Source organism: Longitalea arenae, assembly GCF_016924755.1.
GTDB lineage: Bacteria > Bacteroidota > Bacteroidia > Chitinophagales > Chitinophagaceae > Niastella > Niastella arenae.
Genome location: NZ_JAFFJX010000002.1, coordinates 1,018,789 through 1,031,090 on the forward strand (window position 1 = coordinate 1,018,789; position 12,302 = coordinate 1,031,090).

The following is a 12,302-nucleotide window of genomic DNA, read 5'->3' on the forward strand; positions in this document are numbered from 1 at the left end:
TAACACTGGCTAAAAGTATATCGAATGAAAAACAGATCGGCAATGGTAGCCGGGAAGCGATTTGAAGCAACTGTATTTCCCGGAAAAGAGACGAGATATCATTATAAGGTTAAAGAAGAACTAAAGATCAGGCCAAACAAAAACAAAGTGGCGCCGCCTTCAGAAGAATGGGTCAATTATTTGAACCGTATTGGCAAGGAATACCCGTTCTGTGTTTGCTTCAAATACAAAACACCCGATCCGCTGTAATACACGAGGCACATCATCCGACAGTAATATATAGGCAATCCCGATGCAACGCAATACACCCCGGTCTTCAATGGCAGCGCAGCCTGGCAATTGTATCATGGCGAAGGAAACTCAAAAGCAGCCCGGTTCAAATTTGATGAATGGCATCATATCAAGATCGATGTACATGGCCGTCAGGCTGATATTTATCTAGATGATATGCAAAAACCCTTGACAACAGTAACCGAGCTAAAACGCGACCCGAAAGCTGGAACCATTGCGGTATATAACGGTGGCATCCTACCCGCTTTGCCAATTTGCAATACACGATAAAAACGCCCGTTACGCAGGCCGCCGTGCCAGTGCCGGCCAACGGGACCGACGGCCTTATCACCCAATGGCAGGTGAGCAACCAGGTAAACCAGCAACTGTTTACCAATAGCATGCAGCTCACGCCGGATATCAAATCAAAACTAAGCTGGCAGACTCAAAACAGCGAACCTTCCGGTACCATAAACCTGGCAAAATTTACGCAGCCAAAAGACACCAACAAAGTAATGGTGGCCAAAGTGGTGATTGAATCAGCCACAGACCAAGTAAAAACGATCTCATTCGGGTTCAGCGATCATGTACTCGTGTATTTGAATGACCGGGCCCTGTATGGCGGCAGTGATGTATTTATGTCGCGCGATTACCGCTTCCTGCGCACGATCGGCTTTTTCGATATGTTGTGCCTGCCCCTGAAAAAAGGGAAGAACGAGCTTTGGTTTGTGGTAGGGGAGATCTTTGGCGGCTGGGGCCTGAAAGCAAAACTGGAGAATATGGAAAAGATTTCGCTGCGATGAAATAAGTTTGGCATTAACGCGTACTAACAGCATACCAACACAATGAATCAGCTAACTGTCATCTTCTTCTTTTTCATACTTATTATCTGTAAGGCGTATTCGCAATCATTCGATGTAAAAAAACCGGACAGTCTGCTCAACATCCTTACTGTAAATAATATGGCGATGGGAAGTCTGGCCATTTAAAAAGGGGTTCAGCGTAGAATACATAAAACAGGGGGCGCCTGAAAACCTCCCTACCGCTTTTTATACCGCAGCATTGCTTCCAGGTAATAATAGTCGGCATAGATCAGGGGCACATCTATGTCGGCATTTCTGGGAAAATTACCAACCCCATGTTTCAGGATAAAGCCACCATTTTCACCCGGCGCTGACCGGTAATCAGCAGAACAGAGAGAACGAAGCATGGTTTCAGCCGTGGTAAAATAGGTTTTGGCGGTTTTGCCGTTTACATAAGCAGACAGCTCCAGCAAAGCAGCACAAATGATGGCGCCTGCAGACACGTCGCGGGCCGTTGCCGGAATACCGGGTGCATTAAAATCCCAGTAAGGTATTTTGTCTGCGGGCAGATTGGGATGATTCAACAAAAATTGCGCGATCCGGTTTGCCTGCTGCAGGTAAACCGGGTCTTTTGTTTCCCGGTACATCAGCGTATATCCATATAAACCCCATGCCTGTCCGCGAGACCAGGCAGATTCATCGGCCGCACCTTGTACCGTTTGTTTTTTCAGTATACTTCCATCTTTGGGGTCATAGATCACTAAATGATAAGAACTGTAATCGGCCCGGAAATGATTTTTAAGGGTAGTATTGGCATGGGCCACTGCAATCTTATAAAAGGAAGAATCGCCGCTAAGCCGGGTGGCTGCAAATAATAACTCCAGGTTCATCATATTGTCGATGATCACCATAAACCGGCCGGCATCACTGTCCCAGGAGCGAATACAAGCAACCTGCTCGCTAAACCGGCTAACGAGTGATTTAGCGCTGTTGATAATGATCGAATCGTATTCCGGTGCAGGCGCCAGCCGTTTGGCATTGCCAAAAGAACAATACATCATAAAGCCCAGGTCGTGGGTGGTTCTGTTGAACTGCTCCTTCTTAAGGTACTTCAATTTCCGCAACGCTTCTGCATATAAAACAGTATCCTTTGTTGCTTCATATAAATAAAGCAATGCACCCGGATAAAATCCACCGACCCAGGGCTCGGAACCACTGGTCACCAGTTTATTGCTGGCGGCATAATAGGTCACCGGGAAGCGATCTGCAGGCAGTTTTTTTGCCAGTAGCTTATACTGCGCCGCTGATGCTGCCAGACTTCTGTCGATTTCTGTGAGCAGGCTTTTATGCACTTTCCGGGTAAACTGTCGTTGCGCCCACAGGTCAGTACCTGTGAATAGAAACGGCATCAAAAAGAGCGCTTTGACAAAACACGGGAATATAGTATGCAGGATCTTCATTCGTTGATGCGCCCGGGCGTTTTTAATTTTTTCGCGTAAGCCTTCGGCGTTCACGTTCAGTTTTTTATCAAATAGTTTAGCTGATCGGGGCCAAGCTCAACAGCCGGATCAAATGCATTCCCATTCATGTATTGTTCCAGGCTATAACGCAATTGACGTGCAGCCGGCCGTTTGTCGAGGTTGTTTTTCAGATCAATACTGCTAATGACCAGTTTACCCTTGCCTGCTTTTGCTTCAATAAGATTGGCCATCCTGCGATTCTTGTAAAAATTATCAATGACGGTTACAATAGGCGAGAGGCGGGGCATTGAATCCAGCACCATCGTTTTGGATGCAGTGATCAGCTCCCACCATTGCCAGTTGCTGAAAGAATCGGTTGGAAATTGCTGTAATGCCGGATGTTTAGGATCACACAGTACACCCATGGTGCCAGGTTGATTGGGAAAATGTACCGGGCTCCAGAATACGGGTGCAAATCTTCCCTCAACACCTCTAATTTGGGCGGTATCCGGGTTGAGTAACACGTGTTTTCCCTGCTCCAATAACTCGAACGCTTCTTTTACCGAAGTGGTAAACGCTACGTTATTATTGCTTGCATGCACATGGGCAGGATACACCCAGCATGTCCATTTGTTTTTATAACCGGTGCCTTCCAGGCTTAATTCAATGGTAAGTTGTGTGGCTTTGGAGATCGAACGCAGATCAAGGTTAATGGTACCTAATGCTATTCCATTATCAACAGGAAGATCTTTGGCATTGAGCCGGCCGCTGAACCATTTCTTTCCCTGTTGATCGGTAACCTTCCATACCGGGATAACTCCTTTTAATTCGCGACTGCCGAAATTAGCCACTTCGGCTGCGGCTGTCAGTGTTTCGTCGTTGGTATAGGTTGCTTTTTGAAAACGAAGCAGGGGTACCACTTCCCCGCAATACATGCGATGTTCAGCAGGGCTTACTAGTCCTTTGCTGTCCCAGAACGCATCCAGCATACCCACAAGGGCAGTGCCCTGGCCGGGGAAATCATGCAGATCGAGCAATTCAAAACCACTGAGTCCTTTTGTTTTTAGTGCCCGCTCTATTTCTTCTTTATAAAGGTTTGCGGAGAACCGGCCGCTGGCTATTGTGTACGCCGGCGCCAGGTTCAGCAGGCCTTTGCGCGCCAGGTCCTGCTGAATAGCCTTAAAATTCAGCGGCTCTAATACCCCGGTGTATTTTTTTATTTCGGCGAGATCGGGATAAACAGAATACTGTCCGATCTCATGCGTGATCAGCGGTACAGTGAGGCTATCCATTGCCTTTGAATAATCAGTCGTAAAATCAGGCGGGTAGGTATTAAAAATACCCTGGCCGCGCACCCAGCCCTTTTTCGTGTATTGAGTGATGAAATATTCATCCCCCGGTTCGGGCCAGGTGCCATGTCCTTTCTGAAAAGTGAAGGTAGTAGTGGTATAAAGATGACGGTTATCCGCCGTTTTCAACTGTTGCAGCAATTGGGCCAGCCAACCGAAATCGCCCTGTAATTCATTGCCCAGCGACCAGAATACAAAAGAAGGATGATTGCCATATTCCCGGATGATCTTTGCTGCTTCTTCTTCCAGAAAACGATTGGTATTTTTATCAGTACCAACGGTCATACTCCACAGCGGTAATTCTACCTGAAGATAAAATCCCATTGAATCTGCTACCTCAAAAGCCGCTTTTGGCGGGCACCAGGAGTGAAAACGCAAATGGTTCAATCCATAAGCTTTGGCCGTACGAAACACTTTTAACCAGCCTGTTCTCTCCATGGGCGGATGCCCGGTCAATGGAAAAATATTACACTCAAGGGTACCGCGCAGGAACAAGCGCCGGCCATTCACCTGTAATAAACCGCTGTTATTGGTTACTTCCCGCATGCCAAACGAACTGACTGCAATATCCTTCAGGGCTGGTTTCTCTGCGGTAAGTACTGCCTGTACCCTGTAAACATGAGGATGAAACTCGTCCCAAAGTTGAACGGTATTCCCAAACTCCAATCTGATTTCCTTTCTGCCAGCGCCGGCCCCAATGGTCACCGCTTCCTTCCTCGCAGCAACTATCCTGTTATTTTTATCACGTACCTGAACCTCTAAGGTAGCATCCACTGCTTGTTGAAAGTTGTTTTGCAGGGCAGATGAGATGGTCACCGACCGGCCTTTTACATCCGGATAAGTTTGAATACAATCTATATACAAAGGATCCCTTGCGTTCAGTTGCAATTTGCCGATCACGCCATTCCAGATGATCTGCGTACCATCGGTGTAGGCATGGGCAAAATCCCGGTGACTAATGTCATATTGTTTGCTGTTGTCGATACGGATCACCAGTAAGTGCCTGCCGGGTTTTTGCAGGGCGCTTAGGTTGAACCGTTGCGGCGCTGACAAACTTTCTTCACTGCCGATCTCTTTTCCATCCAGCCACACCCGTGTTTTCCAGATCACCCGCTCCAGGTACAGCTCAATATGTTTGTTGGCCCAGCCTTGCGGGATCTCGATTTGTTTACTATACCATGCAGGACCTATGTAGCTATGCTTTCTTGTAAGCTGCAACAGCACTGCTTTTTCCAGCTTAGCGGCGCTCAAGGTTGGTTTGTTGCCCAGGCGCGCATCGTCAAGCGTGCCCGGTAAGCGGATGGCTGTACCCGACAGCTGATCATACCATTGCTGCTCTAAACCTTTGTTCAGTGAATCCAGCCGCACCTGCCATTGGCCGGCCAATGAGATCGTTTGCTGCGCTTTCAATGGCAGGCAGCAACATATGATACCAAATATAACAAGGCACCGTTTGTAACTTATGTTCATAAGAAATTAAGTAAATCGTCAGATCAACCGTGCCGCGGTTTGAACCATGGCACGCTTTATTTTAATTGGTTAACTTATTAACTTTTCTGCTTTTTGCACCATTTCAAGGTGTGTTGAAGCGCCAAAGTGCATGGCATCATTATTCAAGGCTTTTTTTAAACAGGCTCTTGCTTCTGCTTCGTTTTGTAACCCTAGGTAACCCAGCCCCATCATATAATAGCAATGTGTTTGGTTTCGTACCTGCAGATCGTCTTCAAAGATCAACAGATCAGGCAGTGACACAGCAAAGTAATCGATCTTCACTGCATCCTGGAGATGGCTTTCTCCGTATGCCACCAGGCGGCTAAAGATCTGGTGCGCTTTCGTTTTTTCGCCAAGCGCGTTCCAGGCCAGTCCCTGGTAAAAGATCTTGTCGGGTTGCTGATCGTTATAGAACATGGCCGCCGTTGGTTCAGATAAGCCTTGCGTTGCCTTCTGCATAAAAGCCGTCGCATCCGCTTTATTGCCCAATCCTTCGTAGGCGCAAGCCAGCCAATAGAAAATATCATTCTCCTGTGCACCATGCAGTTTTCCTTCTCCCAAGCCGGCCGGATACTCCTGCGCCTGCTCCAGCAAGCTTATTGCTTTTTCAAATTGCGCTGCCTGTATCAACTCCCGCGCCATTCCTGTGAGGCTGAAAATATATTGTCCCGATACTTTGCCTTCTCCGCCTTCCCAGGGATGAAACTTTCTTTGCATGATCAGTTCATAACCTCTCTCATATTGTCCCAGGAAATTATATAATGCAGCCCTTTCGAGGTACAGATCATCGCGTTGTTCCACCAGAGCCATGTGTTCTTCTAAAAAAGCCAGCCGCTCTTTTGGCGATCTGTTCAAGCGTTTATACAATTGATCGAGCTCCATCAGGACCCTGGCATCTTTTGGATCTAATGCAAACGCGCTTTCATAACAGTGCAGGGCTTTTTTAACATCGTTTCGTTTGTTGAAATAAGCAATGCCCAGGTTACGGAATGCAGTAGGGAACGAAGCATCGCGCAGCACGGCCAGTTCCCAGCTGGCAATGGCATCCTCATATTGGCGTTTATCGTACCACAGGTTGCCCAGGTAATAGGGGGCGCGGGCATCGGCCTTATTGATCGTAGCAGCCATTTCTAAGATGGCGATATCTTCGAGCCGGTTGGGGAAACAACAACGCGGATCAGCCTGTGCACCTTTTACAAAATAAGCCAGCGCCTTTTCTGCTTTACCCAACTGCTGATGCGCCCATCCCAGGTAATACCACAGCATGGGTGACTGTGGCCCACCGGTATTTTTATCCACTGCCAGTTGTAACAGTTCAATCGCTTCATGACAGGCGCCTGCCGACATATAATCCAATGCATATTCTATATAGTTATGTGCATGACCTCTTGCGATGAGCACCAATTGATCGAAGGAGCGCTGTGCCGCTGCCGCATCGCCCAACAACCCGAACAGCTTCTGTTGCTCGAAGCGGACAGACAAATTAAAAAGATCTGTTTCCAAAGCCCTTGCGCATTCTTTGATCGCCGAATGGTTGCGACCCAGTTTTCGCAGGATAAATACCTTTAAAGCCATGGCCTTGCTGTTCCTGGCATTCCGGTCAAGCGATCGTTGAATCTGCTCCAGCGCAAGCTCATAATGCCCCTGGGCGCAATCTATTTGTGCTACTGAAAAAAAGCCGCTGTCCTGCCAGGCATTGTTCCAGGTTGCCTTGTAAAAGGCATCGTACGCCTCCTTCAGACGGCCCTGCATTTTCAAACAAAGTCCCAGGTTATAAAAAGGTTCGCCGTCATAGGGATTTGGGTTGCGCGAAATAAGCGTTTCAATCGCTTTACGGAAATAAGCTTCACTCCTGGCAAACTGTCCTCTGCGCAGCAACCATAATCCTAGCGCATTATTATTGCGCACATCCTTCGGATCCCGGCGTAATGCTTCTTCATAATAGGGCACCGGACTATAAGTAGCATGTCGGTATTGTTCCAGGTGCAGACCGGTTAAAAGTAACTGTTCATTATTCTCTACATCTTTTGGCTCCAGGGCTGCTTTGGCCGGTTCAGGAATTTCAGTTTTTTTATCGGCTTTGCTTTCGTAACGCACTATTTCTTTACCATCTTTGTTGGCGAGCACCAGCAAAGTATTTTCGGTTGTTATATCTTCAGTGACTGCGATTGATTTTATGTACAAATTTTCCGGGCTCACCAATGCAACTTCATTCAATAATACCTGCTTGTCTTTTGACAGATGTATTTTAAGTACCTGTGCCGAGGTGGCAAACACTTTCACCTGCAGTTCGCCATTTATTTTTTCTACATTGATCAATACATCCCTGGTAGCATTCTTAACCACACCCAACTCGCGATAGGGCATAAAGTATTGGGTGAATGATTTTTCCTCGTAAGGCATGAGCCAGCTGAAATCAGGCTGATTATCGGTAAATACACCGGTCATGAGCTCGATATATGGGCCATCCTCATCGGTGAGATTTCTGTCCCATGCCTGTCCAAAGTCGCTGTGTCCCCAGGTCCATTGTTTTTTACCGGGTGATACATGATGGTTGGCAACGTGTAATACGCCCGCCCGGGTATCATGCTCATATCCGCCCACAAAATCATAGTCGGAGTTCACCGCCATATAAGAAGTGGGCACCGGGATATTTTTATAACGTGAAATATCTGTACCCGGTGAATAATCTACTTTATAATAAGTACCGGTAGCGATGGGGAACGTAGATACATCTCTTTTACCATGATCAAAAACGGCATTTACATCGGGGGGAAATACTGACTGGTAATGATCGTTCACCCGCACCGCCGGATTCGCCCACCATAAGAAAGTCTGGGGCAGGGGCGTGCGATTGTACAATTTTACTTTTATTTCCAGATAGGCCTTGTCGGGATGCAGGGTAAAACCAGCCATGCCTTTTGTTCGAAACATACGCTCCACTTCATTTACCCAAACCGTTTTGCTTCCATCCTCATTTTCCTCTATCAAATAATCAACCGGTTCGTAAGTACTGGGCCGGTGGTGTTGCGGCCAATTGAATTCTATACCGCCCGAGATCCAGGGGCCGCACAAGCCAACCAGGGCCGGTTTAATCACCTGGTTGTAATAGATGAAATGCCTTTGTTTGATCTTGTCATACGCCATTTGCACCCGGCCGCCCAATTGCGGCAGGATCAGGATTTTGAGATATTGATTCTCCAGGAAAAGCCCCTGGTATTCTTTATCTTTTTTCTCGTCGTAGATCTTTTCTATAACCGGGTTGGGGTATACAACGCCACTGCTGCCCTGGTACACCCGTTTCTCGAAGAACATGGGATTCTTATCCGGTTCACCCACTTCATAGGTCGGAATTATTACTTTTTCTTCCCACACCTGTATCAATGATTTGCTCATGTACGTTAGAATTAGTTTTGATAGCCTAAGGAACAGATCTGCAACAAACTTAACTTTAGCGTTGCGACTGCAAAATGGAAAATACTTTGAAAAAGATGGACAATCTTATGGTCCCATAAGAACAGTAAGCTGCAAGAACTGGCATTTTGAACTTTCGCGTTCATTAATAGGCACCTACTAAAGTTACTACCGAACGGGCAGGAACGACAATATTGTTAACGGCATTGGTGGTCTTCTTCATATTATACGCAAAGTCGGTAGTATAAACGGCCACAGTATTACCGGTCAGGTTCAATGCACTATTTTCTCCTTTTAGTTCCAACTGCTTGTCTTTTGCCTCCGGATTAACAAGCACCAGTACCAATTTTTTACCCGCCTCATCTTTATAAGCAGAGACCATCAGAGCACCTGCCGCTGTAGCGGGATCGGTCACTCCCTGCACGTTTGCCATGATACGTTTCATACCCGGCCTGATAAAACGGGCGTAGTTCCCCAAAGACCATAGTTGCTTGGAGTCTAACACGATACCATCCTGTTTGCAATTGTTCACATTCATCTGGCCAGCCGGATCATTTATATACACGAGCGCATCGCTGTAATTATACGGGCTCATGGCCAGCCACCAGTGCCAGGAACTTACGTTCGCAATGGCAAGATCATGATGTAATACTTTGGCTACATACAAACCATATTCGATACCCGTATTCCTCGGGTAACCGTTGTATTTACCACAGATATCACCCAGGATACCAAATTCTGTTTGCCACAGGGGCAGAGTGGCGTCTACCTGGTTGATCTTTGCCACTACCTGTTTGCGGATATTGATCATGTTATCGTCTGGACAGGTGGTATAATAGCTGTGTGCCGAAATGGCTTTTTCAACAGCAGGCAGGTTGCCAATATAGTTGGCCGATGAGGCGCCAAAGAACTGGTTGATCTGATCGCCCCGGCCATCATTGTTGCGCCCGGTTAAAAAATCCCATTGCCCCGCTTCGCCCACTACCACTTTGGAAGCAGTGGCGGCCAGTTTGGGCGATAATGCTTTTACCAGGGCAGCAACTTCTGCATTCGTGGCCTGCGTACCTTCCTGGCCGGCGCCGGTAGCCTGGCCCCAGGTCCATTGGGGCTCATTGACCGGACTTAAATAATCGAATTGAAAATGTTTGGTCACCGCTGCCATAAAAGCGGCATAATCGTCCATCTTGCCATCCAGCAGGTTCATAACGACGCCCCCGCTGCTATTATACGCCTTTCCGTTCTTTGACATATGAACAGGCGGGGTAAGCGAAAATCCCAATGTATATTTTACGCCTCTTTGTTTAGCCGCCTGTAAAAACCATTGCTGACCGGCCTGTTTGCTCCAGTCAAAAGAGCCATCTGCGTTTAAAAAACATTCTTCTCTTCTCCATTCATCGGTAATATTGCTGGCAGCTCCCTGTTCGAAACTGCCGCTGCCGATATTGAACCGCCATAAGCTCAGGCCGATGCCTTTAGGCGAACCGTCCTGCAGCGTATCGGTGCTGAATAAAAGATCAGCTATCTGATTTTTCTTCTGCACATCATTCCATTTGCCAATGTATTTTGCCGTCCAGCAATCAGAAGCGCCAAAACTGTGGATGGTTTGTTTTACGTCATTCAGGTTAACCGTTATAATTGTTTTGGCTGCCTGCTGGCAGGTGTCTACGCCCAAATAAATACACCTGTTAGGTGGTGGGAAAGGCTCCTCATTGGAATTCCCTTTCTTGTTGCAGAAGAGCAAAGCAAAGGGAAGGCACGCGAATAAGAACCAGCTGGATCTACCAAAATGTTGTTCCACTTTCATAAAGGATAATGTTAAATTTCAGGGAAGGGCTTTGGCGTTTCAGGTATTGGCTAACCGTGCCACGGTTTGGAACCGTGACACGTTGCCTTTGCCGGATCATCGATTAAAAGTACCCCGGGTTTTGCTCCACCGCCCCTTCGGCGGCGACCACCTGGCTGTTCGGAATTGGCCAAACTAAATGAATGGCAGGATTAAAATGAAATCCTTTGTTCTGGGGCTCTGTTTTATTATTTACTTCCCAATAATCGGTGCTCAATGCTGTGTTGTATTTAACAAAACTTCCATTGGGCCCGAAGATGCTGTTAATGACCGGCGCACCACTTTGATCTTTCCAGCGGCGCAGATCATATAAACGATCGCCTTCGAGCGCCAGCTCCAGTCTTCTTTCTTTTCGTACCGCATTGATCAGGTTCCATCCGTTAAGGCTCATATCGGTAGGGAGGCTAACGCGGTCACGGATCCTCTTTATGGAAGAAAGCGCTTCTGCTGTACGGTGCTGCATGGCAGCCGCTTCTGCATGGATCAGCAGCACATCCGCAAACCGGATAATGATGTCGTTCAATGCGTATAGACCATTGGCCGGACGCTGTGCTCTCGGCACATACCGCTTTCTGCTGAACCTCCCTGATTTGGAGGAAGCTGTGCCGGATCCGGTATATGGCCTCGCATCGAACTTCGGCGTATTGGGGTCACCGATCACAGGCAATCCATGACGATTGATCGTCCAGTGCAAACGGGTGCTGTCGCCTTCTGCAATGAACGCTTTTTCCAGGTCACTGGTCACGGAAATATAACCCCAGCCTCCATCCGCTACAGAATTCATGGGTATTACATAACCATTGGCAGGAAGCGCAGGCTGTTGCGAAGATGCATTCTGGATCTCGAAGATCGATTCAATGCCATTTTTATAATTATAGTTCCACAAAGCGCCAAAGGTTGTTTCGAGATTATAATCACCCAGGTCTATCACCTGTTTGGCGCTTGCTTCTGCATTCGCCCAGTCTTCGGCATACAAATAAGTTTTGGCCAATAGCGCGAGTGCAGCGCCTTTGGAAGCGCGAAACCTGTCTGCAACCGGGTATTGCGATCGCCGCGGCAGCACCGCTGCAGATTCTTTCAGGTCGTTGATGATAAAATCATATACTTCTTTTGCAGAGGAACGGCCAACATGGGTAGTGGGGGGAAGTATGTCGGTCACAATCGGCACACCACCCCAATTACGTACCAGGTCGAAATAATTAAATGCGCGTAAGAATTTCAATTCAGCAATAAACTGGTTCTTGCTATTGTCATCGATAGGCGATTTGGCAATGCCCTGGATAGCGGCATTCCAAATGCCGATGGCCTTGTATAACATGATCCAGTGTCCTTCTGCCCGGTCATTACCCGCATCAATGGTATAATGCGCCACCGCATCCCAGGAAGCATGGGTAGATTGGTAAGTATTTCCGATCCAGGCGTTATCGCTGGCAGCTTCACCCGCAAGAAAGCGCCAGTTCTGGGTTTGCCACCAGGCATCCCAATCCACATACCGGTAGGCAACTTTTGTGGCATTGTTACACTGGTCGAACGTAGTGTAAAACTCCGACTCAACGATAGTAGAACCATAGGGAGACTGATCTAAAAAATCTTTTTTACAAGCTGCATTCGCGAGTGATGCAAGCAGAATAGCTGTATATAATAAGCGTTTATTGTTCATTTTTTCCGGTTT

At 47.4% G+C, this 12,302-nt stretch carries 8 protein-coding genes; 3 read left to right on the forward strand and 5 right to left on the reverse strand.

Annotated elements, in window-relative coordinates:
• Window positions 1-24: 24 nt before the first annotated feature.
• From JT717_RS08750 to JT717_RS08760, 3 genes are all read left to right on the forward strand, one after another.
• On the forward strand, window positions 25-249 hold the full coding sequence (locus JT717_RS08750) for a hypothetical protein (protein WP_205509818.1): 225 nt from the start codon (window positions 25-27) through the stop codon (window positions 247-249).
• Between the two features lie 296 nt (window positions 250-545).
• Window positions 546-1,073, forward strand: a complete 528-nt coding sequence (locus JT717_RS08755; RefSeq protein WP_205509819.1) for a hypothetical protein — start codon at window positions 546-548, stop codon at window positions 1,071-1,073.
• 42 nt (window positions 1,074-1,115) lie between these two features.
• Entirely contained in the window at window positions 1,116-1,259 is a 144-nt protein-coding gene (locus tag JT717_RS08760) for a hypothetical protein (RefSeq protein ID WP_205509820.1), read from the forward strand.
• A gap of 50 nt (window positions 1,260-1,309) precedes the next feature.
• On the opposite strand, the gene JT717_RS08765 is transcribed toward JT717_RS08760, so the two are convergent.
• From JT717_RS08765 to JT717_RS08785, 5 genes are all read right to left on the reverse strand, one after another.
• Window positions 1,310-2,482: a glycoside hydrolase family 88 protein gene (locus tag JT717_RS08765; protein WP_240347891.1), complete on the reverse strand. Its 1,173-nt coding sequence runs from the start codon at window positions 2,480-2,482 to the stop codon at window positions 1,310-1,312.
• A 107-nt stretch (window positions 2,483-2,589) separates the two neighbouring features.
• Complete coding sequence (locus JT717_RS08770) at window positions 2,590-5,352, reverse strand: DUF8487 domain-containing protein (protein WP_205509821.1); 2,763 nt, start codon at window positions 5,350-5,352, stop codon at window positions 2,590-2,592.
• A 69-nt stretch (window positions 5,353-5,421) separates the two neighbouring features.
• Window positions 5,422-8,769: a DUF5107 domain-containing protein gene (locus JT717_RS08775; protein ID WP_205509822.1), complete on the reverse strand. Its 3,348-nt coding sequence runs from the start codon at window positions 8,767-8,769 to the stop codon at window positions 5,422-5,424.
• 163 nt (window positions 8,770-8,932) lie between these two features.
• Complete coding sequence (locus JT717_RS08780; protein WP_205509823.1) at window positions 8,933-10,591, reverse strand: glycoside hydrolase; 1,659 nt, start codon at window positions 10,589-10,591, stop codon at window positions 8,933-8,935.
• A gap of 103 nt (window positions 10,592-10,694) precedes the next feature.
• A complete protein-coding gene (locus JT717_RS08785; protein WP_205509824.1) occupies window positions 10,695-12,290 on the reverse strand; it encodes a RagB/SusD family nutrient uptake outer membrane protein in 1,596 nt (531 codons plus the stop codon).
• Window positions 12,291-12,302: the final 12 nt, after the last annotated feature.

Excerpts from the sequence above, each read along its gene's own strand:
- JT717_RS08780 (WP_205509823.1), bottom strand. The coding sequence starts at position 10,591 with ATGAAAGTGGAACAACATTTTGGTAGATCCAGCTGGTTCTTATTCGCG.
- JT717_RS08750 (WP_205509818.1), top strand. The coding sequence starts at position 25 with ATGAAAAACAGATCGGCAATGGTAGCCGGGAAGCGATTTGAAGCAACT.
- JT717_RS08770 (WP_205509821.1), bottom strand. The coding sequence starts at position 5,352 with ATGAACATAAGTTACAAACGGTGCCTTGTTATATTTGGTATCATATGT.
- JT717_RS08775 (WP_205509822.1), bottom strand. The coding sequence starts at position 8,769 with ATGAGCAAATCATTGATACAGGTGTGGGAAGAAAAAGTAATAATTCCG.
- JT717_RS08760 (WP_205509820.1), top strand. The coding sequence starts at position 1,116 with ATGAATCAGCTAACTGTCATCTTCTTCTTTTTCATACTTATTATCTGT.
- JT717_RS08765 (WP_240347891.1), bottom strand. The coding sequence starts at position 2,482 with ATGCCGTTTCTATTCACAGGTACTGACCTGTGGGCGCAACGACAGTTT.
- JT717_RS08785 (WP_205509824.1), bottom strand. The coding sequence starts at position 12,290 with ATGAACAATAAACGCTTATTATATACAGCTATTCTGCTTGCATCACTC.